A 24,970-nucleotide genomic window follows, 5' to 3' on the forward strand; every position below is an offset into this window, starting at 1 on the left:
CCCTCGTCCTCGATGGGGGCGGCCGGCCCAGACGGGCTGTCTGCGCCGGTGGTGGTAGGTCCGCTCGATCCAGCGGAACTCTTTGCCTGTCTCGCCACGCTCGTGAGACCGGGGATACTGCGGGCATGACGAAGCCCCGACACCGATGGTATTGGTGCCGGGGCTTCGAACTGTGGCTCCTCCGACTGGACTCGAACCAGTAACCCTTCGATTAACAGTCGAATGCTCTGCCAATTGAGCTACGGAGGAATGCTGGGCCGGTGGTCTCCCACCGGACAACGGAGAGAACACTACCAGCTGCTGCGCGGTGGTTCAAACCGAGCCACCGGCGGTGCGCCTGCCCCGCCCGTCCTGACGGCATCCCAGAGGAGATGGCCCCTTGCGGAGACCCCTGGTCCGGATGTTCTGGTGGAGGAGAACCCGGCAGCGCGCCCTCCGGGGACGCCTGCGCCCGCACCCAGAAAGGACACACCCTCCATGACCTCCCGCACCCGTTCCCTCGCCCTCTCCGGCTCCGCCCTGCTGGCCGCCGCCGTGCTCGCCGGCTGCGGCACCCAGGGTGAGCAGAGCGCCCAGAGCGCGGCTTCTGTGGCCACCTCCGCCGCCTCCGAGGCCACCTCCGCCGCCGGCTCGGCGATCGACGTCGCCACCTCCTCCCCCTCTGCCGACGGCAGCGCGTCCACCGCTCCCGCTTCGGAGTCCGGCGCGTCCTCCGCGGCTTCGACCTCCGCGGCCTCCACCACCGCAGCGGCCTCGAGTGCCGCGGGCTCGGCCGCCCCGACCGCCACCGCCGCCGTGGCTCCCGGCGCTCGGGCCGCCGACGGCGCCGACCCGGCCTACGCCGCGATCGACACCGTGCTCGCCCAGTACGACGGCGGCATCATCGTGGAGATGGACCTCTCCGGCGACGGCCTCCGCTGGGAGGTGGACGTCGTCACCGGAGACCAGGTCAAGGAGCTGGACGTCACCTCGGACGGCGTCGTCACCGAGACCGACCGGGACGCCGACCAGGACGACGTCCGCAAGGCCCGGGACGCCCAGGTGACCGCCGAGCAGGCCGTGAGCACCGCCCTGCTGGGCCGCGAGGACCAGCGCGTGGACGAGGTGGACCTCTCCGAGGACGACGGCCGCCTCACCTGGGAGGTCGAGCTCGACCGGGCCGACCGCTCCAGCGGCGCCGAGTTGACCATCGACGCCCGCACCGGCGAGATCCTGGCTGTCGACGAGGGCTGAGCCCGGTATCCCAGCCCCCAGCCCGGCCATTCAATCCGGCCGCAGCGCCCGCCGCTTGGTCTCGAGCTCCATGAGCTCGGCGTTGATGCGGAGGAACTCCTCGTGGTCCCCCTCGGCGCCGAGCCGCTGGAGCTGACCGAGCAGCTCCTCCTTGCGGTGCACGATCTGCAGCGCGAACAGCCGGTTCATGATGTCCCGGCAGTAGCGGTCCACGTCCTCGGGGGTGCGCGCCGGCAGGTCCCGCACCGCCAGTTCCGAGACGACGCCGCCCACCTCCTCCGGGACCGCGTCCCGGATGGCGTCCACCCACCGGGCCGGGGTCGCCCCCGAGGACCCGGCGACCTTCACACCGTGGTGCACGGCCGCGTACTGCGGCACCGTGAACCGGGCCTGGTAGAAGGCCGTCCACTGCTCTGCGGACAGCAGCGTGGGGTGCTGCAGCACCACCTCGAGGGACTCGCGCTCGCGCCGGGCCGTGGGGTCCCGCGGGTCCACGGGCACCACGATGCTCGGCCGCGGGGCTGCCGGGGCCTGCTCGCCGGCCGGCTCCACCCCTCGGCGGGGCAGAGACCGCCCGGCGTTGGCCACCGCACGGCGCACGTCGTTGGGGTCCATGCCGAGCCAGCCGGCCAGCTCCCGCTCGTAGCCCGGGCGCAGCATCGGATCCTTGATGCCGGCCACGATGGGCGCGGCCCGGCGCAGCGCCCCCGCCCGGCCCTCCACGGTGTTCAGGTCGAACTCCCGCAGCCCGGAGCGGATCGCGAACTCGAACAGCGGCCGGCGGGCGGCGATGAGCGCGCGCACGGCCTCATCCCCCTTGTGCTGACGCAGGTCCGAGGGGTCCATGCCGCTGGGCTCCACGGCCACGAACGTCTGGGCGAGGAAGCGGTGGTCCTCCTCGAACGCCTTGAGCGCGGCCTTCTGCCCGGCCTCGTCGCCGTCGAAGGTGAAGATCACCTCGCCGCCGGTGCCGTCGTCGGAGATCAGCCGGCGCACCACCTTCACATGGTCCGCCCCGAAGGCGGTGCCGCAGGTGGCCACCGCCGTGCCCACCCCAGCCAGGTGCGCGGCCATCACGTCCGTGTACCCCTCCACCACCACGAGCTGGCGCCGCTTGGCGATCTCCCGCTTGGCTAGGTCGATGCCGTAGAGCACCTGCGACTTCTTGTAGAGCTGGGTCTCCGGGGTGTTCAGGTACTTGGGGCCGGGGTCGTCCTCGTGGATCTTCCGGGCGCCGAAGCCGATGGTGGCCCCGGTCATGTCCCGGATGGGCCACAGCAGGCGCCCGCGGAAGCGGTCGTAGAGCCCTCGCTGGCCCTCGGAGAACAGTCCGGTGGCGCGCAGCTCCTCGTCCCGGAAGCCCTTGCCTCGCAGGTGGTCCAGCAGGTTCGACCACCCCTGCGGGGCGTAGCCGAGGCAGAAGTGCCCGGCATGGTCCCGGGTGAAGCCGCGCCCGGTGAGGAACTCCCGGGCCGTGGCCGCCTCCGGGGTGGCCAGCTGCCCCTGGTAGTACTCGTCAGCCACCTTGTTCGCCTCGAGCAGGCGACGCCGGCGCCCCACCTCCGCCCTGTCCGGGCCGGTGCCGCCATCCTCGTAGTGCAGCTCCACGCCGGCGGCGGCGGCCAGGCGCTCGACGGTCTCGGTGAACGAGGTGTGCTCGAGCTCCATGAGGAAGCCGATCACGTCCCCGTGGGCCCCGCAGCCGAAGCAGTGGTAGGTGCCCACCCCGGGGCGGACATGGAAGGAGGGGGTGCGCTCGTCGTGGAACGGGCACAGGCCCTTGTAGGAGCCAACGCCGGCCGGGCGCAGCGTCACGTACTCTTCGACGACGGCCTTCAGGTCCGTGCGCTCGCGGACGAGGTCGATGTCCTTGCGCACGATGAGTCCGGCCATGCCCGCCAGTGTAGGCCCGCCGGGGCCGGGCCCGGAGGTCTTCCCACAGTCGCGGCAGGCGATTTCGTCACATCGGTATGACGGAATTGCATCGGACGGGCTTGATGTGCTGAAGTTAGGGTCGCCTCACCTCATCGAGGACCCGCTGAACCGCCGACGACCGCCACGCGGTCCGACACCCCAGGAGACCCCCGTGCCTCGCAGCCCCCGCCTCGCCCTGACGGGCACCGTCGCCGCCCTCGCCCTCGGGCTCACCGCCTGCGCCGGCGGCACCTCAGACCCCTCCCCCACCACGCCCGCCGCGGATGCGACCACCACCCAGGCCGGCAGGACCTCCGACGGCACCGTGACGCTCTACTCCGGCCGCAGCGAGAACCTCGTCCAGCCGCTGCTGGACCAGTTCACCAAGGACACCGGCATCAAGGTCGAGGTCCGCTACGACAAGACCGCCGCCATGGCCGCCCAGCTGATCGAGGAGGGCGACCGCTCCCCCGCCGACCTCTTCCTGGCCCAGGACGCCGGCGCCCTCGGCGCCGCCGCCAAGGCCGGCGTGCTCACCGAGCTGGACCGCTCCACCCTCGACTCCGTGCCCGAGGCCTACCGCGACGACGAGGGCCGCTGGGTCGGCGTCACCGGACGCGTCCGCGTGCTCGCCTACAACGAGGACAAGGTCTCCACCGACGAGCTGCCGGCCTCCTACGCCGACCTCACCGGCGACGCCTGGCGCGGCCGCGTGGGCGTGGCCCCCACCAACGCCTCCTTCCAGACCTTCGTGACCGCCCTGCGCCTGGTCAAGGGCGAGGACGCCGCCCGCAGCTGGCTCAGCGACCTGGACGCGAACGACCCGCAGATCCGTGAGAAGAACACGGAGATCCTCGCCGACGTGGACGCCGGCAAGATCGACGCGGGCCTGGTGAACCACTACTACCTGTACGAGCTCGCCAAGGAGCGCGGCGTGGCCCCGGAGGACCTGAAGGCCTCCCTGCACTTCTTCCCCGACGGCGACCTCGGCTCCCTCGTGAACGTCTCCGGTGCCGGCCTGGTCGGCGAGCAGGAGGACGACGACGCCAAGCGGCTCATCGAGTACCTGCTCTCCGAGAAGGGCCAGAAGTACTTCGCCGAGGAGACCTCTGAGTACCCGCTCGTGGACGGCGTGGACGCCCCCGCCGGCCTGCCCGAGCTCAGCGAGCTCCAGTCCCCGGACGTGAACCTCAACGACCTGGACGACCTGCAGTCCACGGTGACGGTGATCCAGGAGTCGGGGCTGCTCTGACCGTGCATCCCACCGGATCCGGGCGAGCCTCCCGTCCCGCCCCCCGCGCGCTGACCGTCGCGGCCCTCGTGGCCGCGGCGGTCGCGTTCGTCCCCGTCGGCTACCTGCTGCTGCGCGCCGTGGAGGCCGGCGCCGACCGGTGGCTCGACGCGCTCACCGGCCCCCGCCTGGCAGAGCTGGCGACGACGTCGCTCGCCCTGACCGCCGCCGTCACCGTGGCCTGCCTGGTGGTGGGGGTGGGCTCGGCCTGGCTCGTCACCCGCACCGACGCCCCCGGGCGGGGTGTGCTCGCCGTGCTGCTGGCCCTGCCCCTGGCCGTCCCCTCCTATGTGGCCGCGTTCACCTGGGTGTCCGTGGCCGACCTGCTCCCGGGCGGCTCCACCCACCGGTTCGAGGGGTTCTGGCCGTCCGTGGCCGTGCTGACCCTCTACACCTATCCGTACGTGTACCTGCCCGTGGCCGCCGCCCTCTCCCGGGTGGACACCGCCCAGGAGGATGTGGCCCGCTCCCTCGGCCGCGGACCGGCGGACGTAGCCCTGCGCGTGACCCTGCCGCAGGTGCGCCCGGCCATCGCCGGAGGCGCCCTGCTGGCCGCCCTCTACGCCCTCTCGGACTTCGGCGCCGTGGCCATTCTGCGCCTGGACACCTTCACCCGGGCGATCTTCACCGCCCTGGAGGTGGGCTTCAACCGGGAGCTCGCCCTCATCCTGGCCACCGTGCTGCTGGCCCTCACCGTGCTCGTGCTCACCGCCGAGTCCCGCATTCGCCGACGCACGGACGGGGTGCGCACCGGCCGCACCGCCCGCCGGGTGCGCCCCCACCCCGCAGGGCTGTGGGGCTGGGCGGGCACGGCGGCGGCGGGCGCCGTCGTCGTGGCGGCCCTGGGCGTGCCGGCGGTGAGCCTGGTGCGCTGGGTGGGCGAAGGCACCTCGCTGTCCGCCGCAGGCGACCGCTGGCTGGACGCCGTGACCGGCTCGCTCACCCTGGCCCTGGCAGGAGTGGTGCTGACCATGCTGCTGGCCCTGCCCGTGGGCGTGCTGGCCGCCCGGCACCCCGGCCGGGTGGCCCGCCTGGCCGAACGCGCCGCGTTCCTGGGCCACGGGCTGCCCGGTGTGGTGGTGGGCCTGTCGCTGGTGTTCCTGGGCACCTCCGTGGCCGTGGCGCTCTACCAGAGCGTGTGGATGGTGGCGTTCGCCTACGCCGTGCTGTTCCTGCCGATGGGGGTGACGGCCGTGGCCGGCGCCGTGGCGCAATCCTCCCCCGCCCTCGAGGAGGCCGCCCGCTCCCTCGGCGCCGGCACTGGCGAGGTGGTGCGCCGGGTGACGCTGCCGCTGGCGCTGCCGGGCATCGGTGCCGGGGCCGCACTCGTGCTGCTGACCGCCATGAAGGAGCTGCCGGCCACGCTGCTGCTGCGCCCCACCGGCACGGACACCCTCGCCACCCGCCTGTGGAGTGCCACCGGGGTGGGCCGGTACGCCGAAGCCGCCCCGTACGCGCTCACCCTCGTGCTGCTGGCCGCGGTGCCGGCCTGGGTGGTGGTGCACCGCACCGGGGTGGTGGTCGCCGGGACGCACCGTGAGGCCCCCGCCCGCGCCTATGCCGAGGCCGACGACGCCGTGCCCGTGGAAGGATGACCCGCATGCCCACCAGAGCTGACCCCACCCTGGCCGTCTCGGTCGCGGACCTGACCGCCTCCTACGGGCAGGACCCCGTGCTGCAGGGCATCAGCATGGACCTGCCCCCGGGCGAGCTGCTGGCCGTGCTCGGGCCCTCCGGCTGCGGCAAGACCACCCTCCTGCGCTGCCTGGCCGGCTTCGAGCGGATCGAGGCCGGGCGGATCAGCCTGGCCGACTCCGTGGTGGCCCTGCCCCGCGTGCATGTTCCGGCGCACCGGCGTCAGGTGGCCGTGGTGCCCCAGGAGGGCGCCCTGTTCCCGCACCTGAGCGTGGCCGAGAACGTGGGCTTCGGGCTGCGCCGACGCCGCCCCGGGCGCATGGCCCGGATCCGCGAGTGCCTGGCCCTGGTGGATCTCGCAGGCTACGGGGACCGCATGCCGCACGAGCTCTCGGGAGGGCAGCAGCAGCGGGTGGCCCTGGCCCGGGCCATGGCCCCGAAGCCGCCGCTGATCCTGCTTGATGAGCCCTTCGGCGCTCTCGACGCCTCCCTGCGCGTGGGCCTGCGCCGGGACGTGCGCGCCGCCCTGAAGGAGGACGGTGCCACCGCGGTGCTCGTGACCCACGACCAGGCCGAGGCGCTCTCCGTGGCAGACCGGGTGGCGGTGCTCAAGGACGGGCGCCTGCGCCAGCTCGGCACCCCGGAGGAGGTGTACACCCATCCTGCGGATGCCTGGGTGGCCGGGTTCGTGGGCGAGGCCACTCTCCTGCCGGTGCTCGCCCTCGCCGACGACGCCGGCACCCCCCTCGCGCACACCGTGCTGGGCCCGGTGCCCCTGGCCGGTCCTCACGCGGCGGCGGCACAGCCCGGTGACCTCGTGGTGGTCCGGCCCGAGGCGATCGCTGTGGAGGCCGCTGCGGGAACGCAGACAAACGGGTCCGGGGCGGGTGCGGCCGAGTCCAGGGTGGGCGTGGCCGGTGTCGTGACGTCGGTGGACTACCGCGGCCACGAGTCCGTGGCGGACGTGGCCCTGCCTGAGGGGACCGTGCTGCGCGCCCATGTGAGGGGCACCGGCACCGGGCCCGTGCAAGTGCGGGTGCAGTCCCCCTGTGCCGTGGTGCCGTCCGCGTGAACGGCGGGGGCCTGCCGGCGGGAGCCAGCCAGGGTGCGAGGGCGGAGCCGGGAGCGACGCCGGGAGAACCCGTGCTGCACGTGAGCGTCCGTGCCCTGGACGTGGCCGCCCTGACCGCCCTCGGCCACAGCCCGCGGTCGGCGTGCTCCGCACTGGCCTCGCGCGTTCTCGCGCGCGGCCGCGGCCTGTTCTGGCTGGACTCGGCCCGCACCGATCCGGCCGGGGAGCAGGACGAGGGTGCCCGCTGGTCCGTGCTCGGCGACGCCTGCCCCATGCCCGGTGCGGACGCCCCCGAGGTGCTGCGCCTCGAAGACCCCGCCGACCCCACCGTGTGGGGCACGCTCACCCGACGCCTGGCCCCACGCACGGTGGTCGGTGGCGAGGGGCTGCCCCTGAGGGGTGGCTGGGTCGGCTTCCTCTCCTATGAGCTCGGCGTCGCGAGCCTGGGGGTGGCGGTGCCCGGTGGGCGCGAGGTGCCCGCCGCCCTGTGGGTGCGGCCGGCTAGGTATGCGGTGCTCGACCACGTCACCGGCACGCTGCACTGCTGCGTGGTCGGTGAGGACCCGACCACGCTGCAGCACGCCGCCGACCGCTGGGAGCAGGCCGTCCGAGCGGGGCTGTCCGCCGTGCCGGACGGGGGCACCGCAATGGTCGGGGACGCTGAGGCGGGCGACGGCGCCGAGGCGGGCCGAGTGCGGCCGGCGGGGGACGCCGTCGTCGAGGGCCGCTGGCGGCACGACCACGCCGCATACTCCGCGCTGATCCGGCGGTGCCACCGTGCCCTGCGCGACGGCGAGTCCTACGAGCTGTGCCTGACCACCCGGTTCGAGGCGGACCCGGCCGTGCGGATCGACCCGCTCGCCCTGTTCGAGGACCTGCGCGCACACCACCCGACCCCCTACGCTGCGCTGTTCGAGCACCACGGCCCCGAGGGGCCCCTCGCGGTGGTCTCGGCCTCCCCCGAACGTTTCCTCTCCGGCAGGGGCGGCCGGTACAGCACCAAACCCATCAAGGGCACCGCCGCCCGCGAACCCGACCCCCAGCGGGACGCCGCCGCCGCCCGGGCGCTCACCGAGGACCCCAAGACGCGCGCCGAGAACCTGATGATCGTGGACCTGCTGCGCAACGACCTCTCCACCGTGTGCGTGCCCGGCTCCGTGCAGGTGCCCGCCCTGATGGCGGTGGAGTCCTACGCGAGCGTCCACCAGCTCGTCTCCACCGTGACCGGGACCGCCCGGGAAGGTGTGGAGCCCCTGGACGTGGTGCGGGCCCTGTTCCCCGGTGGCTCGATGACCGGGGCCCCGAAGCGGCGCACCGTGGAGCTGCTCACCGCATGGGAGGCCGCCCCGCGCGGGGTGTACTCCGGGGCCCTGGGGATGTTCTCGGCGGACGGTGCCGTGGAGCTGAACATCGTGATCCGCACGGCGGTGCTGGCCGGGGGCCGGTGGAGCATCGGCGCCGGCGGGGCGATCGTGGCCGATTCCGACGCCGACGCCGAGTACGACGAGGTCCTGCTCAAGGCCCGCTCCGTGCGAGCGGCGATGGCCCGCACGGCGGGGTGAGGGCTGGCACAGCGGGGTGAGGGCCGGCGTCGGGACCCGGCGACGCCGGCCCCGGGCCTGGACGCACCCCCACCCCGTACCGTGGGCCCATGGACGCTGACGCCCCCGACGCCGCCCCTGGCCTGGATGCTCTCTGCCCGGGCACCCTCGACCCGGGCACCCTCGACGAGGTCCGGGCCCTTGTCCGCACCGCCCGCCGCCCCGTGGTCCTCACCGGCGCGGGCATGAGCGCGGAGTCCGGTGTGCCGACCTTCCGCGACGCGCAGACCGGACTGTGGGAGAAGTACTCGGCCGAGCAGCTCGCCACGGAGGAGTCGTTCCTGGCGAACCCCGCCCTCGTGTGGTCCTGGTACCTGTGGCGGGCCCGCATGGTGCGCGCCGTGGAGCCCAACGCCGGGCACCGGGCGGTGGGGGTGTGGCAGCGGCGCGTGCCGGAGCTGACCGTGGCGACCCAGAACGTGGACGACCTGCACGAACGCGGCGGGGCCGACGTCCTCGCCCACCTGCACGGTTCCCTGTTCGCGTTCCGGTGCGCCGCCTGCGGCGCGGAGGCGGATGTGGATCCGGTGGCCCTCGGCCACGACGACGCCGGCCCCGGAGCCCCGGTCGGCACGCCCCCGGCGGCGGCCGGGTCCGAGGCCGACTTGGAGGCGATGCTGCGGATCGAGCCGCCGATGTGCACCGTGTGTGGGGTCGGCCGGGTGCGCCCGGGGATCGTGTGGTTCGGGGAGATGCTGCCCGAGCGCGAGTGGGAGGCCACCTACGCGGCCCTCGAGCGCTGCGATCTGTGCCTCGTGGTCGGGACCTCCGGTGTGGTGCACCCGGCGGCGACGCTGCCGTTCGTGGCGCTGGGAGCCGGGGCGCCCGTCGTCGAGGTGAACCCGGACGTCACCGAGTTCACGTCTGCGGCGACGCATGTGCTGCGCGGAACCGCCGGGGCGGTGCTGCCCGCACTGCTCGACTGACTGCCCAGCATCGCCCCTCTCTCATCCGCTCCGGGGGGGGGGGGGGGCGGGCGGGAGGGGGGGAGGCGGCCCCCGGGAGGCCCCCCCCGCCCGGGGGGCCACCGGGCCCGTATTTCCGGGTAATTGCGGCCCCGTTCCCCCCCCGGAGCGCTGGGTGCTGGGTCCTGGGTGCCGAGCGCTGGGCGCTGGATGTTAGACGGGGGCGGATTCTGGCCTCACACCCAGGCGCGGGTGAACGTCTCCCCACGCACCAGGGTGCGGTGCCACTCGATCGCCGTGGAGTCCGTCAGCGAGGCCACCTGGTCGATCACCACCCGCTCCCGCGCGGCATCATCACAAGCCTCACGCCAGTCCGCGGCGAACATCGGTTCCAGGTAACGGTCCCCCGTGGACCGCAGCAGCTCCACCAGCTCCATCAGCAGCTCCCGCTGCCGGGCATACAACGGCTGGCGCTGTTCGGAGGTCATCACGAACGCCGCAGCGATGCCCTTCATCACCGCGATCTCATGCTCGGTGTGCGCCGGCACCACCACATCCGCACCATGCCGGGTGAGCGGCTCATTGCCGAACACCTCACGAGTGGCCTCGAACGCCGCCGAGCAGAACCGGCCGATCAGCTGACTGGTCATGTCCTTCATCGCCGCCAGGGCCCGGCGCGAACCGTCCATCTCCGGGACCCACACCTCCAGCGACTCCAGCCGCGCTAGGGCCGCCTCGATCTCCGCCGGGTCGGCCCCCGGCAGGTACCACTGCCGCGTGGTCTCCACCACGCGCTCCCGCTGCTCAGCCCGCTCAGTGACCCACCGCAGCCGAAAGGCGGAGTTCACCACCCCGTCCTCCACGTCGTGCACCGAGTAGGAGATGTCGTCGGCCAGGTCCATGACCTGCGCCTCCATCGACTTCCGTGTGGCCGGCACCCCCTGCCGGAACCAGACGAACACCGGCAGGTCGTCCTGATACACGCCGAACTTCCGCGAGCGCACCCCGTCCGGGCGCAGCGGGGCGTCCTGACGAGCCCACGGATACTTGCAGGCCGCGTCGAGGGCGGCGCGGGTGAGGTTCAGACCGGCGGGGGTGCCGTCGTCGAAGGCCTTCTTCTGCTCCAGGCGGGCCAGCAGGCGCAGGGTCTGGGCGTTGCCCTCGAAGCCGCCGCAGGCCTGCGCGACGGCGTCCAGCGCCGTCTCCCCGTTGTGACCGAAGGGCGGGTGACCGAGATCGTGGGAGAGGCAGGCCGTGTCCACAAGGTCGGGGTCGCAGCCGAGGGAGCGGCCGAGCTCCCGGCCGATCTGGGCGACCTCGAGAGAGTGGGTGAGGCGGGTGCGGGAGAAGTCGTCCACATCCGGGGCGACCACCTGCGTCTTGGCGCCCAGGCGGCGCAGCGCGGAGGAGTGCAGCACACGGGCCCGGTCCCGTTCGAAGTCCGAGCGGTAGGAGTTCTTCGGCGGCTCGGCTAGCCAGCGCTCGCGGTCCCAGTCGGTGTACCCAGGGGTCGGGGTGGCGCGCCCCGCATACGGCGGGCGGCCCTCCGGGCCGAACAGGGCAGGCTGGGAGGTGCGCTGCGCGGAGGAGGCGGGCGGCGGCGGCGTCGTGCCGGGGGTGTGCGGCTCAGCCACCGGATACGTCCAGCTCGGCGGCGTGGATCATGGCCTGCTGCTCGGCGCTGAGCTCACGGGAGTCCAGCCACCCGTCCGGCAGGTGGGGGCGCTTGGGGGCGCCGGCCCGGCCGCGCGGGCCCTCGGCGGCCTCCCCCGGGTAGGGGATGTCCCGGTCCAGGCGGTCCAGCAGCTCGCGCAGGGTGGCCAGGTCCGGCACGGTGGACAGGCCCGTGCGGACCTCCGATCCCACCGGGTAGCCCTTGAAGTACCAGGCCACGTGCTTGCGGATGTCCCGCAGGGCCTTGGTCTCGTCCCCCTCGAAGGTGTCCACAAGCAGCTCGGCGTGGCGGTAGAGGGTGTCCGCGACCATGCCGAGGGCCGGGTGGAAGCGGTCCGGGCGGCCCTCGAAGGCGGCCTGCAGGTCTCCGAACAGCCACGGGCGGCCCTGGCAGCCGCGCCCGATCACGACGCCGTCCACCCCGGTCTGCTCGACCATGGCGATCGCGTCCTCGGCGGACCAGATGTCCCCGTTGCCGAGCACGGGGATCTCCGGCAGGGCCTCGCGCAGCCGGGCGATGTCCTCCCACACGGCGGTGCCGGAGTAGAACTGGCGGGTGGTGCGCCCGTGCAGGGTGACGGCGGCGACGCCGAGGTCCCGGGCGGTGCGGCCGGCGTCGAGGAAGGTGAGGTGGTCCTCATCGATGCCGCGGCGCATCTTCACGGTGACCGGGACGTCCTTCGCCGACGCCTCGGTGACGGCGGCCTTGACGATGGCGGCGAACAGCTCCGACTTCCACGGCAGGGCCGAGCCGCCGCCGCGGCGGGTCACCTTGGGCACGGGGCAGCCGAAGTTCAGGTCGATGTGGTCGGCACGGTCCTCCTGCACGAGCATCCGCACGGCGGCGCCGGTGGTGACCGGGTCAACGGAGTACAGCTGTACGGAGCGGGGGACCTCGTCCGGGTCGTGCTGGATGATGCGCATCGACTCGGGCTTGCGCTCCACGAGGGCGCGGGCGGTGACCATCTCGTTGATGTAGAGGCCGCCGCCGTACTCGCGGCAGAGGCGGCGGAAGGCGGTGTTCGTGATGCCGGCCATGGGTGCGAGCACCACCGGCACGTCGATGGTCAGCGGGCCCAGACGCAGCGGCGGCAGGGCGAGGCGGTCCGAGGTGGGCGCGGCGTGGCCGCCCTCGTGCAGCTGGTCGTCGTCCGCGATGCGACGGCCGGCGCCGGCGGACTTCGCGTAGTGCGCGGCGTCCGGGTCCGCGGCGGGGGCGGCGGGCGCGGGGGCGCCGTCGGGAGTGTGGGAGGCAGTCATGTCACGGACCATTCTTCCACCCGGGGAGAGGGGGGCCGCCTCACCATCACCTCGGCTGTCCCCTCTCCCCCATCAGCCTCTCTCCTCCCTCCTCCCCCCCCACCGCCCCCGCCAGCCCCCTCTCGACGCTCCGGGGGCGAAAGTGGTCGGAATCGGGGCTGAATTCCGGCCACTTTCGCCCCCGGAGCGCCTGAGGTGCGACGTCCGGAGCGGGGACTGTCGGGGCGATCACCCCGGGACATCGCCCCAGGTCACCCCATAGGCTGGCCGCCCGGCGCCCCGGACCAGGGGCGGGCCCGATCACGAGAGGACCACACATGACGACCTCGTCCCCTGTCAGCACCGAAGCCCACCGGATCCCCACCGAGAGCCTCACCGGCGATGCTCGCACCGGCGGCGACGTGCTCGTGGAGGTGATGAAGGAGGCCGGCGCAGAGGTGGCCTTCGGCGTCATCAGCATCCACAACCTCCCCCTCGTGGAGGCCGTGGACCGTGAGCTGCGGTTCGTGCCCGTGCGCCACGAGGCCGCGGCCGTGAACGCGGCGGACGGCTACGCCCGGGCCACGGGTCGGATCGGCGTCGCCCTGACCTCCACGGGAACCGGAGCGGGCAACGCGGCCGGTGCCATGGTCGAGGCCCTGGCGGCCTCCAGCCGGGTGCTGCACATCACCGGCAACATCAACGCGGACCTCATCGGCGAGGGCAAGGGCGCCTACCACGAGGTCCCCCGCCAGCTGCAGATGCTCGAGGCCGTCAGCGCCCACGCCCTGCGTGTGGAGACCCCCCGTCAGGCCCGGGCCGTGCGCACCGAGGCCGTCCACCTGGCCGAGTCCGCCCCGAACGGCCCGGTGAGCGTGGACTGGCCGATCGACCTGCAGTACCTGGCCAAGCCGGACGAGCAGAACACGGTGCAGGAGCGCAGCACGGCCCTGCGTACGGGCGCCCGCCGGGACATCCAGCGGGCCGCGGCCCTGCTGCGTGAGGCCCGCCGCCCCCTCATCTGGGCCGGCGGCGGCGCCCGCCAGGCCGGCGCCGACGTGCTCGCCCTGGCCGAGGCGTGGGGCGCGGGGGTGCTGACCGGCACCAACGGCCGCGGCACCGTCCCCGAGGACCACCGCCTGCTGATCGGAAACTTCCCGGCAGACGAGGCTGTCCTTGCGCTGTGGGAGGAGGCCGACTGCCTCCTGACCATCGGCTCGCACCTACGGGGCAATGAGACGCAGAACTTCACCCTGCCCCTGCCGGAGAAGCACGTGCAGATCGACCTCGACGCCGAGGTCATCGGCCTGAACTTCCCCGTCGCGGTGGGCCTGCAGGCGGACGCGCGCTCCGCCGTCGCCGCTCTGCTCGAGGAGCTCGGCGAGCCGGCCACCGAGGAGGGCTGGGACCAGCGCGTACGTGAGGCCGCCGACGCTGCCCGGGCCGGGCACCGCAAGGACATCGGTGCCTACGCGGCGATCTGCGACGCGATGCGCGACCGCCTCCCCCGCCGCGCCGTGATCGTGCGGGACGTGACCGTGCCGGGCAGCTCATGGGGCAACCGCCTGCTGTCCGTGTACGACGCGCGGGACAACATCTTCGCCGCCGGCGGCGGCATCGGCCAGGGCCTGGCCATGGCGATCGGCGCCGGCGTGGGCCGGCCGAAGGACCCGGTGCTGGCGATCGTGGGCGACGGCGGACTGGCCGTCCACCAGGGTGAGCTGGCGGTACTGGCGGCCGAGACCCCGGACGTGGTGCTCGTGGTGTTCAACGACGCCGGCTACGGCGTGCTGCGCAACCTGCAGAAGGCCCGCGGGGTCACGAAGCGGGCCGTGGACCTGCTCACCCCGGACTTCGCGCTCCTCGCGGAGTCCGTGGGCCTGCGCCACAAGCTCGTGGGCACCCCCGAGGACTTCGACAAGGCCCTGAAGAAGGCCCTCAAGCGGGGCGGCCCCTCCGTGATCGAGGTGGACGTGCCCGCCCTGCGGCCCCGTCCGGCGGACATGGTCCCGCCCATCGAGGTTCCCTCCGCCGAGTCCGGCACCGACTGAGCCCCCGACCACGCCTCCGCCCAGCACCCTGCCCACCGCCCGTGCCCACGTCCGTGACCGACACCCCCGGACCGGGCACGGGCGGTATGCGCCCGCTGGGCGGCGACCGCCGCGTTCTTCACCAACGGCGCCCTGCTCGCGGCTCTGGAGGGGTTCGCCGTGGAGGAGTTCGGCAACGGCTGAACGGCCCTGTACCTCCACGCCGAGCGCGGCCTGCGCCCCTCCGCCACCGCCCTCGGGGCCAGCATTCTGCTGCTCGCCCAGTTCCTCGGGCGCCTCACCGGGGACCGGCGCATCGGCGCCCTGGGACGCCAGGGTGTGCTGCGCGCGGGACTGGGGGCCGTCGTCGTGGGCCTGGCGGCCGTGCTGGTCCCCGCCGCGCCCGTCCCCGTGGTCTACGCCGGGCTGGCGCTCGCGGGACTGGGCTGCGCCGTCGTGGTGCCCGTGGCCTTCGCGCTCGGCGACGAGGTGCCCGGCCTCACCGACCAGACCGGGCTGGCGGTCGTCAGCTGGCTCATGCGCCTGGCCGGGCTCACCCTGAACCCGAGCGTCGGGCTGCTCGCAGGAGGGGTCGGCCTGCCGGCCGCGCTGTGGCTGTTCCCCGCCCTCGCCCTGCTGGGCGCCTGCCTCGTCGGGCGGCTGCCCGGCGGACATCCACGGCACTGACCGACGCTCACGACGCCGTCATCGCAGAGGGCCGCGGCACGGCTCAGTCGTCGTCGAAGTCCCCGGCCAGGGCCTTGGCGGCCAGGTGCTCCTCGGTGGCGGCCTCCCAGACCTCCTTGGCGGCGGAGCCGTTGAGCACCACCAGCAGCACCCCCACGACGATGTCCGCCCAGCCTGAGGCCGTCAGGGCGGTGGCCCCGGCCAGGGCGATCAACACGACGCCGGCGATCAGGTCGTTGCGCGCGGCGAGCCACGCCGCCCGGGTGAGGGAGCCGCCGTCGGCCCGGAAGCGGGAGAGCAGGCCCACGCACACGAGGTTCACCGCGATGGCACCGACCGCGGTCCACAGCAGGGCCCCGGCGGCGGGCGGCTCGGGGTCGCCCATCTTCAGCACGGCCATCACCAGGGCGGCGAGGGCCGGGAGCACGATGATCCCGGCCATCGCCCTGCCCGCCACCGCCCGGGCCCGCAGGGACCAGCCCAGGGCCACGAAGATCAGCAGGTTGACGGCGAAGTCCTCGAAGAAGTCCACCGAGTCCGCCGCGAGCGCCACCGAGCCGATGCGCACCGCCACCACGAGCTCCAGCACCATGTAGGCGGCGTTGAGCAGGGCGACGGCGAGCACCGTCCCGCGCAGCGCCCGCACCCGGCGCGGGTCTGCGGGGGCGGGGATCACTGCGGGTCCGTCACCCAGATGCGGGTGTCCACAAGGGTCAGGGCCGCGTGCCGGGCCAGCAAACCGTCCACGATCGGTTCGAGGGCCGTCATGGCCTCGTCCACCTCGAGCTGCACCGGGTGCTGGGCCACGAGCATGGCCAGCAGGTCGGCGACGGCCTGGCGTGCCTCGTCCTCGGGCAGGGCGGGGTCCCAGCCGAGGAAGACGTCCGTGGGGGCCTCCTGCCGTTCGGGCGTGTAGGACACGGCAAACGCCCGCACCCGGCCGCCCTCGGCACGCGGGGCCGTGCGCAGGGCCACGGCCCCAGCGGCACCGGTCTCGGGGGCCAGCAGCAGGCGCTGGGCGGCGCCAACGCTCATCGTGGAGGGGTCCCAGGAGTGGACGGCGTCGTAGAACTCGGCCACGGCGCGGGTGAGCTCCACGGAGCCGGTGGCGATCTCCTCGAGCACGGGGGCGTCGGGGTGGTCCTCGTCCCGCAGGGCGGGCAGGGCAACCGCCCCGGGCACCACGGCCACCCGGCGCGAGCGCTGCACGGGCGTGAATCCGGCGGCCACGCAGGCGGCCTCGGTCCCGGCCACCTGGGCGGCGTGGGCTGCGGCAGCCTGCTCGTCCGGCTCCCGGGGCTCCCCGTCCGCTCCGACCTCGAGGCGGGAGGCCACAGCGAAGCGGGTGCGCAGCTCGGTGGTGGGCACCGTGCCGGCTGCGTGGGCCTCGGCGGCCAGGGCCCGGAGCCGGCCCAGCAGGCCGGCTCCGATGCCGCGGCGGCGTTCGGCCGGGGCGACCTCCACATACGCCCACAGCCTGCGTGGGTGCAGCGGCTGGGCCGCCACGACGCCGGCCGCCACGGGCACGCCGTTCTCCTCGGCCACGAGGCAGCGGCGCCACGGGGTGTCCGCATCGGGGCCGAGCAGGGCACGGTCCTGGTGCTGCTGGACGTCCGCCGGGTCTCCCCACACCTGGAGCAGAGCGAGGTCGTCCCCGTCCCGCCAGGGGCGCACGGTGACACCCTCGGGGAGGGGGCCGGCGTCGTCCTGGGCCAGCGCGGACTGCGTCACGTCCCCGCTCACTTGACCAGGCGCTCCACGAGGTAGGCCTTCACCTGGGACAGCGCCACGCGCTCCTGGGACATGGTGTCCCGCTCGCGCACGGTGACGGCCTGGTCCTCGAGGGTGTCGAAGTCCACGGTGATGCAGAACGGGGTGCCGATCTCGTCCTGGCGGCGGTAGCGGCGGCCGATCGCACCGGAGTCGTCGTACTCCACGTTCCACAGCCCGCGCAGCTCCGCAGCCAGGCCTCGGGCGGCGGGGGCCAGCTCGGGCTTCTTGGACAGCGGCAACACCGCAGCCTTGACCGGGGCCAGGCGCGGGTCCAGCTTGAGCACGGTGCGCACGTCCGTGCCACCCTTGGCGTTGGGGGCCTCGTCCTCGGCGTAGGCGTCCACGAGGAAGGCCATCATGGAGCGGGTCAGGCCGAAGGAGGGCTCGATCACGTACGGGGTGTAGTGCTCGTTGTTGGCCTGGTCGAAGTACTGCAGCTTGGTACCGGAGGCGTTCGTGTGGCTCGTGAGGTCGAAGTCCGTGCGGTTCGCCACACCCATCAGCTCGCCCCAGCCGTCGCCGCCGGCGAAGCCGAACTTGTACTCGAGGTCGATGGTGCCGTCCGAGTAGTGGGCGCGCTCCTCGGCGGGCACGTCGAACCGACGCAGGTGGGCCGGGTCGATGCCGAGGTCGATGAACCAGTTCCAGCAGTCCTCCACCCAGCGGTCGAAGTGCTCCTGCGCCTCCGCCGGCGGAACGAAGTACTCGATCTCCATCTGCTCGAACTCGCGGGTGCGGAAGATGAAGTTGCCAGGGGTGATCTCGTTGCGGAACGCCTTGCCCACCTGCCCGATGCCGAACGGCGGCTTCTTGCGGGCGGCGCCCACCACGTTGAGGAAGTTCACGAAGATGCCCTGCGCCGTCTCCGGGCGCATGTAGTGCAGGCCCTCCTCGTTGTCCACGGGGCCGAGGTAGGTCTTCATCAGCCCGGAGAACATCTGCGGCTCGGTCCAGGCACCCTCCTGGCCGGTCTCCGGGTCCCGGATGTCTGCCAGGCCATTGGCCGGCTCGTGGCCGTGCTTGGCCACGTACGCCTCGATCAGGTGGTCCGCGCGGTAGCGCTTGTGGGTGTGCAGGGACTCCACGAGCGGGTCCGTGAAGGTGTCCACGTGGCCGGAGGCCTTCCACACCTCACGGGGCAGGATGATCGAGGAGTCCAGACCGACCATGTCCTCGCGGGAGCGCACGAAGGTCTTCCACCACTCCGCCTTGATGTTCTCCTTCAGCTCCACGCCGAGGGGCCCGTAGTCCCATGCTGAGCGGGAGCCGCCGTAGATCTCACCGGCCTGGAAGACGAAACCGCGGCGCTTGGCCAGGTTGATCACGTTGTCCAGCGGGGACTTGGCAGCCATGGGGCATCACATCCGTATACATCGACGGGGCGGGAGGGCAGTCCGTCCCAGGGTACCGGCCACAATGGACACCATGAGCGAGATCTCCGCCCCCCAGCCCCTGCCCATCCGCGACGAGTCCATCCGCCTGGGCCAGGCCCTCAAGCTCGCCGCCCTCGTGGAGGACGGGGCGATGGCCCGGGACGTCGTCCAGGAGGGGCTGGTGGAGGTGAACGGCGAGGTGGAGACCCGCCGAGGCCGTCAGCTCCGGGACGGTGACGTCGTCGAGTTCAACGGTGAGGCGATCGTGGTGGAGGCCGGGCAGGGCTGAGCCCGGCCCGGGCCATGCCCGGTCCGGTTGCAGGCCCGGAGACGGCCCCCGGCGCAGACCCCGGCCTCAGCCCCGGGGCACCGTGTGCTGCAGGTACTCGCCCACGTGCCCGAGCTCCTGGGCGTTGATCGCATGTGGCAGGCCCGCATAGACGACCTTCATGAGGTCCACGTGCTCGTTGAGCCAGGCGTGGGCCGCTTCCACCCGCGCCTCGGAGATGATCGGGTCGTCCTGGCCGCGCCCCCAGAACACCTTGGGCCGCACACGGGCGACCTCCTCGTCCCGGCTGAACAGGTCCCCGAGGCCCTCCTGGCGGTCCGGGTCCACCACGAACCCGGACAGTCCCACCGTGCACGTGTACGCCTCCGGGTCCAGGCGCAGCAGGGAGGTGGCCATGGCCATGCCCTGGGAGAAGCCCAGCAGGGACACCGTGCGGAACCCGCCCCGGACCGCGGCGATCCACGCGTGCAGGCCCTCGATCGCCTCTCGCACGGGGGCGGGCTCAGCGCCGAGCTCCCCGGTGGCCGGGTCCTGGGTGAGCGGGAACCAGGCGTAGGCCCCGGGCTGCAGGGTCAGCGGGGCGCGCACTGCGGCCACCGTGAGGTGGTCGGGCAGCTGCGGGACCAGGCCGAACAGGTCGTCCTCGTTGGCCCCGTAGCCGTGGAGCAGCACGAGCAGGTGCTCGGTGCGCTCCGCCTCGGGGCGGGACCAGCGGACGGTGGGGGCGGGCGTGGGAGCATCGGTGTCGGTCATGGGCACCAGGGTACGGCCGACCCGCTCCGACGCCGGCCGACGTCGAGACCCTGGACGGCGGCCGATTTCGTCTGCCGTGTCACACACGGATACGCTTCCGGCACGGGGACCGGCCGCCCCTTCGCAGGACGGTTGCCTTCCCGCTCGCATCTGGAATCCGCCGTCGTCCCGCGCGGCGCCCCGAGAGGATCGCATCGTGAAAACCTGCCGCATGGACCACGTCTCCTACGCCGCCGGCCCCGAGGGCCTGGAAGCGACCACCGAGCGCATCCGCGAGGCTCTCGGCATCGAGCGCATCAAGGGCGGTGTGCACCCGCGGTTCGGCACCCAGAACGTGGTGTTCCCGATGCGCAACGGTCAGTTCCTCGAGGTCGTCGAGGCCCTGGACCACCCGGCGGCCCTGAGCGCCCCGTTCGGCCAGCTCGTGCGCGCCCGCTCCGAGCAGGGTGGCGGCTGGATGTCCTGGGCTGTGGCCACCACGGACATCGGCCGCTTCGAGCGCCGCCTCGAGCGCGAAGCCGTGCACGCGCTGCGCCGCTTCCCCGACGGCCGCGAGCTCACCTGGCGTCAGATCGGCGTGAAGGGCACCCTCTCGGACCCGCAGCTGCCGTTCATCGTGCGCTGGGCCGACGGCCAGGAGGACATGCACCCCTCCCAGGCGGCCGAGCCGCAGGCCTCCATCGAGAGGATCTCCATCGCCGGCTCCCCCGAGCGCCTGCGCGAGTGGCTCGGTGGCGATGACGACGCGATGGTCGCGGACGTGAACCTCGAGTACTCGGCCCCCTCCGGCACCCCCGGAATCCTCGCGGTCACCTTCTCGACGCCGAAGGGCGACGTCACTCTCTGACCCTCCGACGACGGCGGCGGGGCGCCCCGAGCCGGCGCGCCCCGCCTCTCGCAGCCGATCAGGCACCCGCTCAGACGCCCAGCAACCCTGCCTGCTGCAGCAGCGGGAACGCCACGAAGCCCACAGCATCCAGGAGAAAGTGTGCGAGCACGAGCGGCATGACCCGCCGCACCCGCAGCAGCACAAGCACGAACACCACCCCCATCAGGGCGTTGCCAACCCCCGGACCCACCCCCTGGTAGAGGTGGTAGGCCCCGCGCAGCACAGCCAGCCCCAGGAGCACGGACCACACCCGCACCGGCAGGAACAGACCGGCCGGCGTGGTGCGCGGGGCGGCGAGCCTCGGCTGGGGGTCCCGCGCGAGCCCGGCAGCCCGCAGCTGCTGCAGATACCCGAACCGGTCCACGAGCCACGCCCCGACGATCACCTCCTCCAGCAGCGCGTGCCGGGCGGCCGAGAGCAGCAGCACCGGCACCGTGTACCAGTGGCCGTCCATCGCGGAGCCGACGATCGCCGTCGTCACCCCGAGGGTGCGCCCGGCCGCATAGACCGCGAGGGTCCCCGCCCCCATGCCCGCGAACAGAGCCAACGCCCACAGCAGATCCCTGCCCGGGCGGCGCAGGTCCAGCCCGAGCACCCGGAACGGGTTCCGGCCGCGCAGCCACAGCAGGTGCAGCACGAGCGCCACAGGCACCAGGGAGAAGCCGATCCCCAACAGCTGGTAGGTCAGGTCGAACACCCAGCGGTCCGACTGGCTGGGGTTGAGCACCGTGGTCTGCTCGCCCAGGGGCGCCTGCGTGGCCCTGTCGAGCAGCTGGACCACGGCGTACACCGCCGAACGCCCCAGGGACAGGCCCAGGACAATCACCACCTCCCACCGGACGGTCCGGGCGGACGGGGCGGGAAGGTGTGTACGGGGCGCCGGCGCGGTCATGGGCGCCAGTGTAAGAGCAGTGGTGGGAGCCGCAGGCTAGGGACGCCTGCGTGGGAAGCGGCGGCCTGTCGAGCGTGGCGCGGGGCCATGACCTCCCTGCCCGCCCCAACGTGCTCACGCTGGGCGAGGGTGCCGTGGCAGCCGCCACGGCACCCTCGCGGGCAGGGATCGGTCAGCCGACCCCGAGGCGCTCGAGCACGATCTCGCGCACCCGGCCGGCGTCGGCCTGACCACGGGTGGCTTTCATGACCGGGCCGATCAGGGCGCCGACGGCCTGCATCTTGCCGCCCTTGATCTTCTCCACCACATCCGGGTTCTCGGCGATGGCGGCGTCCACGGCGGCGGTCAGGGCACCGTCGTCGGAGACCACCGCCAGGCCCCTGGCCTCGACGATCTGCTTCGGGGTGCCCTCGCCCTCGGCGACGAACCCGAGGACCTGCTTGGCGATCTTGTCGTTGATGGTCTTGGCCGCGATCAGCTCCTCGACCTCCACCACGTGCGCGGGGGTGACGCCGAGCTCGGCGACCTCCTTCTCCGCCACATTCGCCAGGCGGGCGATCTCGCCCATCCACCACTTGCGCGCGGCTGCGGGGGTCGCCCCGGCCTGCACAGTCTCGGCGATCTGCTCGGCCACACCGGCGTTGACCACGTCGCGGAACTCCGCGTCCGAGAAGCCCCACTCGGCCTTCAGACGCCTGTTGCGCACAGCCGGCAGCTCCGGCAGCTCGCCGCGCACACGCTCGATCCAGGCCTCGTCCACGACCACCGGCAGCAGGTCCGGCTCCGGGAAGTAGCGGTAGTCGTCCGCGTCCGACTTGGGGCGGCCCGAGGTGGTGGTGCGGGTGTCCTCGTGCCAGTGGCGGGTCTCCTGCGTGATCGTGCCCCCGGCGGCGAGGATCGCCGCCTGGCGCTGGATCTCGTGGGTCACGGCCTGCTGCACGGCGCGGGTGGAGCCGACGTTCTTCGTCTCCGTGCGCGTGCCGAACTCCGTGGCGCCCTTGGGCATCAGGGACACGTTCGCATCGCAGCGCACATTGCCCTGTTCCATACGAGCCTCGGAGATGCCGATCGCCTTGACGATGTCCCGCAGGGCCGTCACGTACGCCCGGGCGATCTCCGGGGCCCGCTCCCCCGCGCCCACGATGGGCCGGGTGACGATCTCGATCAGCGGCACACCGGCGCGGTTGTAGTCCACCAGCGACGCCGAGGCGCCCTGGATGCGACCGGAGCCGCCCTGGTGGGTGAGCTTGCCGGCGTCGTCCTCGAGGTGCGCCCGCTCGATCTCCACGCGGAAGACGGTGCCGTCCTCGAGCTCGACATCCAGGTGCCCGTCGGCGACGATCGGCTCGTCGTACTGGGAGGTCTGGAAGTTCTTCGGGGTGTCCGGGTAGAAGTAGTTCTTCCGCGCGAACCGGCAGCTCGGGGCGATCGTGGCGTCCAGGGCCAGGCCCAGACGGATCGCGTACTCCACGGCCTGCCGGTTCAGCACCGGCAGGGTGCCCGGCAGCCCGAGGTCCAGCGGGGTCACATTGGTGTTCGGCTCGTCGCCGAACGCGTTGGGCGCGGAGGAGAAGATCTTCGTGGCGGTGCTCAACTCCACGTGCACCTCGAACCCGAGCACGGGGTCGAAGCGCTCCATCGCCTCGGCGAAGTCCATCACATCTGCGGTGCTCACTTGCGGCCTCCTGCGGGGGTCGTCGCGGCGGCGCGCTCGGCGCCCTTCTCCAGCTCGGGTGCCTGCGCCCACACGGGACCGCCCAGGCGCTCCTCCACGAGACGCTCAACGGCGGCACCCGCGGCATACAGGCGGGCGTCCTCACGGGCCGGGGCCATCAGCTGCAGGCCGAAGGGCAGACCGTCCACCAGACCGCCGGGCACCGAGACGCCCGGCACGCCGGCCAGGTTCGCGGGGATCGTGGCGATGTCGTTGAGGTACATCGTCACCGGGTCCGCGGTCTGCGCGCCCAGCTCGAACGCCGGAGTCGGCGCGGTGGGAGTGAGCAGCACGTCCACCTGCTCGAAGGCCGCGGCGAAGTCCCGTTGCACGAGCGTGCGGACCCTCTGCGCGGACCCGTAGTAGGCGTCGTAGTACCCGGCCGAGAGCGCGTAGGTGCCCAGGATGATGCGGCGCTTGACCTCGTCCCCGAAGCCGGCGGCCCGGGTGGCGCCCATGACCTGCTCGATGGTCCCGCCGCCGTCCGGCACGACCCGCAGGCCGTAGCGGACGCCGTCGTACCGGGCGAGGTTCGAGGACGCCTCCGAGGGCATGATCAGGTAGTAGGCGCCCAGCGCTGCGGCGAAGTGCGGGCAGGAGACCTCCACAACCTCCGCGCCGGCCTCGCGCAGCGCGGCCAGGCGCTCCTCGAAGGCGGCCTTCACACCGGGGTGGAAGCCCTCCCCGAGCAGATCCGCGACGACGCCGACCCGCAGGCCCTCCAGGGCGCCGCCCTGGGCGGCCGCCAGGAGGTCGGCCTGCTCATCCGGCAGCGAGGTGGAGTCCTGCGGGTCGTGCCCGCCGATGATCTGCTGCAGGGCCGCGGCGTCCGCGACGGTGCGGGCAGCCGGTCCCACCTGGTCCAGGGAGGAGGCCATGGCGATCACGCCGTACCGGGAGACCGCACCGTAGGTGGGCTTGACACCCACGGTGCCGGTGAACGCGGCAGGCTCACGGATGGAGCCACCCGTGTCCGAGCCGAGGGCGAAGGGGGTCAGGAACGCGGCCACGGCCGCGGCGGAGCCGCCGCCCGAGCCGCCGGGCACCCGGTCCAGGTCCCAGGGGTTGCGGGTGGGGCCGAACGCCGAGTGCTCGGTGGAGCCGCCCATCGCGAACTCGTCCATGTTGGTCTTGCCGAGGATCGGCAGGCGGGCCTCGCGGATGCGGGCCACGACGGTCGCGTCGTAGGGGCTCATCCAGCCCTCGAGCATGCGGGAAGCCGCCGTGGTGGGCTGGCCCACCGTCACGATGTTGTCCTTCAGCGCCACGGGCACGCCGGCCATCGGGTGCAGGGCCTCGGCCTGCTCGCCGCCGGCGGCGCGGATCGCATCCACCTCACGAGCGGTCGCCAGGGCACCCTCGGCGTCCACATGGAGGAAGGAGCGCACGCCGCGGTCAGTGGCCGCCTCGGCGCGCGGGTCGCCGTCATACGCGGCGATGCGGTCCAGGTGGGCCTGCACCAACTCCTCGGAGGTGGTGGTGCCGGCGCGCAGGCGCTCGGCCATCTGCAGGGCGGTGAGGCGGACGAGCCCGTCCGCGTCCAGGGGGGCGTTCACGTCGAAGGTCTGCGTCATGCCGATCACTCCCCGTCCAGGATCGCCGGGACCTTGAACTGGCCGTCCTCCGCGTCCGGAGCCTGATCCAGCGCCTGCTCCTGCGTGAGCATGCCCGTGGGCACATCCTCGCGGAACACGTTGGACAGCGGGATCGGGTGCGAGGTGGGCGGCACGTCCGCACCCGCCACCGCCTGCACCTGGGAGACGTGCCCCAGGATCTGCTCGAGGTCGCCGGACATGGTGGCCAGCTCCTCGTCCGTCATCCGGATGTGGGCCAGGCGGGCCAGATGCTCCACCTGTTCCCGGGTGATCTCAGGCATGGATCTCCTTCACGCGGTCTCGAGGACGGCCCGGGGCGCGGGGCGCTCCGGGCGTCGGGTCGGGGTCGAGTCTAGTGCGGGGGGCGGGCCCCCCAACACGGGACCCCCCCCCCCCCCCCCCACCCCCCCC

21 protein-coding genes and 1 tRNA gene are annotated in these 24,970 nt (G+C 73.3%); 10 read left to right on the top strand and 12 right to left on the bottom strand.

The window, feature by feature from the left end:
• Positions 1–173 precede the first annotated feature (173 nt).
• Positions 174–249: transfer RNA gene (locus SPI96_RS02295), tRNA-Asn, on the bottom strand.
• Positions 250–477: 228 nt separating this feature from the next.
• Between SPI96_RS02295 and SPI96_RS02300 the strand changes: the two genes are divergently transcribed.
• On the top strand, positions 478–1,233 hold the full coding sequence (locus SPI96_RS02300; protein ID WP_321080755.1) for a PepSY domain-containing protein: 756 nt from the start codon (positions 478–480) through the stop codon (positions 1,231–1,233).
• A gap of 30 nt (positions 1,234–1,263) precedes the next feature.
• Here SPI96_RS02300 and dnaG read toward each other — a convergent pair whose 3' ends face one another.
• Entirely contained in the window at positions 1,264–3,126 is a 1,863-nt protein-coding gene (gene dnaG / locus SPI96_RS02305; protein ID WP_321080756.1) for a DNA primase, read from the bottom strand.
• A 193-nt stretch (positions 3,127–3,319) separates the two neighbouring features.
• Between dnaG and SPI96_RS02310 the strand changes: the two genes are divergently transcribed.
• The 5 genes from SPI96_RS02310 (at position 3,320) to SPI96_RS02330 (ending at position 9,672) form a co-directional block, all read left to right on the top strand.
• Positions 3,320–4,399 (top strand): iron ABC transporter substrate-binding protein, encoded by a 1,080-nt coding sequence (locus SPI96_RS02310; protein WP_321080757.1) that lies wholly within the window; start codon positions 3,320–3,322, stop codon positions 4,397–4,399.
• A gap of 68 nt (positions 4,400–4,467) precedes the next feature.
• The gene (locus SPI96_RS02315; RefSeq protein ID WP_414601894.1) at positions 4,468–6,033 is read left to right on the top strand and encodes an ABC transporter permease; all 1,566 of its coding nucleotides are present in this window, start codon (positions 4,468–4,470) and stop codon (positions 6,031–6,033) included.
• A gap of 5 nt (positions 6,034–6,038) precedes the next feature.
• Positions 6,039–7,145: an ABC transporter ATP-binding protein gene (locus SPI96_RS02320; protein WP_321080759.1), complete on the top strand. Its 1,107-nt coding sequence runs from the start codon at positions 6,039–6,041 to the stop codon at positions 7,143–7,145.
• A gap of 71 nt (positions 7,146–7,216) precedes the next feature.
• Entirely contained in the window at positions 7,217–8,707 is a 1,491-nt protein-coding gene (locus SPI96_RS02325) for an anthranilate synthase component I family protein (RefSeq protein WP_321080760.1), read from the top strand.
• An 89-nt stretch (positions 8,708–8,796) separates the two neighbouring features.
• Entirely contained in the window at positions 8,797–9,672 is an 876-nt protein-coding gene (locus SPI96_RS02330) for an NAD-dependent deacylase (RefSeq protein ID WP_321080761.1), read from the top strand.
• Positions 9,673–9,887: 215 nt separating this feature from the next.
• Here SPI96_RS02330 and SPI96_RS02335 read toward each other — a convergent pair whose 3' ends face one another.
• Both SPI96_RS02335 and dusB read right to left on the bottom strand, forming a co-directional pair.
• Positions 9,888–11,210, bottom strand: a complete 1,323-nt coding sequence (locus SPI96_RS02335; protein ID WP_321080775.1) for a deoxyguanosinetriphosphate triphosphohydrolase — start codon at positions 11,208–11,210, stop codon at positions 9,888–9,890.
• A gap of 67 nt (positions 11,211–11,277) precedes the next feature.
• The gene (gene dusB, locus SPI96_RS02340; RefSeq protein ID WP_321080762.1) at positions 11,278–12,585 is read right to left on the bottom strand and encodes a tRNA dihydrouridine synthase DusB; all 1,308 of its coding nucleotides are present in this window, start codon (positions 12,583–12,585) and stop codon (positions 11,278–11,280) included.
• Between the two features lie 317 nt (positions 12,586–12,902).
• Between dusB and SPI96_RS02345 the strand changes: the two genes are divergently transcribed.
• Both SPI96_RS02345 and SPI96_RS02350 read left to right on the top strand, forming a co-directional pair.
• Positions 12,903–14,615, top strand: coding sequence for a thiamine pyrophosphate-binding protein (locus tag SPI96_RS02345; protein WP_321080763.1), 1,713 nt, complete (start codon positions 12,903–12,905; stop codon positions 14,613–14,615).
• Between the two features lie 318 nt (positions 14,616–14,933).
• A complete protein-coding gene (locus tag SPI96_RS02350; RefSeq protein WP_321080764.1) occupies positions 14,934–15,281 on the top strand; it encodes a hypothetical protein in 348 nt (115 codons plus the stop codon).
• Between the two features lie 43 nt (positions 15,282–15,324).
• Here the strand turns inward: SPI96_RS02350 and SPI96_RS02355 are convergent, their stop codons facing one another.
• Genes SPI96_RS02355 through SPI96_RS02365 form a run of 3 tightly spaced genes read right to left on the bottom strand, consistent with a single transcriptional unit; the run spans position 15,325 to position 18,406 of the window.
• Positions 15,325–15,957: a cation transporter gene (locus SPI96_RS02355; protein WP_321080765.1), complete on the bottom strand. Its 633-nt coding sequence runs from the start codon at positions 15,955–15,957 to the stop codon at positions 15,325–15,327.
• A complete protein-coding gene (locus SPI96_RS02360; protein ID WP_321080766.1) occupies positions 15,954–17,024 on the bottom strand; it encodes a GNAT family N-acetyltransferase in 1,071 nt (356 codons plus the stop codon). Before SPI96_RS02360 ends, SPI96_RS02355 begins: the two co-directional genes overlap by 4 nt.
• The gene (locus SPI96_RS02365) at positions 17,021–18,406 is read right to left on the bottom strand and encodes a glycine--tRNA ligase (protein WP_321080767.1); all 1,386 of its coding nucleotides are present in this window, start codon (positions 18,404–18,406) and stop codon (positions 17,021–17,023) included. The genes SPI96_RS02360 and SPI96_RS02365 overlap by 4 nt, the downstream gene beginning before the upstream one ends.
• Positions 18,407–18,479: 73 nt before the next feature.
• Here SPI96_RS02365 and SPI96_RS02370 point away from each other — a divergent pair, with 73 nt between their 5' ends.
• On the top strand, positions 18,480–18,716 hold the full coding sequence (locus SPI96_RS02370; protein ID WP_321080768.1) for an RNA-binding S4 domain-containing protein: 237 nt from the start codon (positions 18,480–18,482) through the stop codon (positions 18,714–18,716).
• A gap of 66 nt (positions 18,717–18,782) precedes the next feature.
• Here the strand turns inward: SPI96_RS02370 and SPI96_RS02375 are convergent, their stop codons facing one another.
• Positions 18,783–19,469, bottom strand: coding sequence for a phospholipase (locus tag SPI96_RS02375; protein ID WP_321080769.1), 687 nt, complete (start codon positions 19,467–19,469; stop codon positions 18,783–18,785).
• Between the two features lie 196 nt (positions 19,470–19,665).
• Between SPI96_RS02375 and SPI96_RS02380 the strand changes: the two genes are divergently transcribed.
• Positions 19,666–20,316, top strand: a complete 651-nt coding sequence (locus SPI96_RS02380) for a VOC family protein (protein ID WP_321080770.1) — start codon at positions 19,666–19,668, stop codon at positions 20,314–20,316.
• A gap of 70 nt (positions 20,317–20,386) precedes the next feature.
• Here the strand turns inward: SPI96_RS02380 and SPI96_RS02385 are convergent, their stop codons facing one another.
• The 4 genes from SPI96_RS02385 to gatC form a co-directional block, all read right to left on the bottom strand.
• Positions 20,387–21,250 carry a type II CAAX prenyl endopeptidase Rce1 family protein gene (locus SPI96_RS02385; RefSeq protein WP_321080771.1) on the bottom strand — a complete coding sequence of 288 codons (864 nt, stop codon included), beginning with the start codon at positions 21,248–21,250 and terminating at the stop codon, positions 20,387–20,389.
• 172 nt (positions 21,251–21,422) lie between these two features.
• The gene (gatB, locus tag SPI96_RS02390) at positions 21,423–22,925 is read right to left on the bottom strand and encodes an Asp-tRNA(Asn)/Glu-tRNA(Gln) amidotransferase subunit GatB (RefSeq protein WP_321080772.1); all 1,503 of its coding nucleotides are present in this window, start codon (positions 22,923–22,925) and stop codon (positions 21,423–21,425) included.
• On the bottom strand, positions 22,922–24,538 hold the full coding sequence (gatA, locus tag SPI96_RS02395; protein WP_321080773.1) for an Asp-tRNA(Asn)/Glu-tRNA(Gln) amidotransferase subunit GatA: 1,617 nt from the start codon (positions 24,536–24,538) through the stop codon (positions 22,922–22,924). Before gatA ends, gatB begins: the two co-directional genes overlap by 4 nt.
• 5 nt (positions 24,539–24,543) lie before the next feature.
• Positions 24,544–24,840, bottom strand: coding sequence for an Asp-tRNA(Asn)/Glu-tRNA(Gln) amidotransferase subunit GatC (gatC, locus tag SPI96_RS02400; RefSeq protein ID WP_321080774.1), 297 nt, complete (start codon positions 24,838–24,840; stop codon positions 24,544–24,546).
• Between the last annotated feature and the right edge of the window lie 130 nt (positions 24,841–24,970).

The organism is Micrococcus sp. (genome assembly GCF_034179925.1).
Classification (GTDB): domain Bacteria; phylum Actinomycetota; class Actinomycetes; order Actinomycetales; family Micrococcaceae; genus Micrococcus.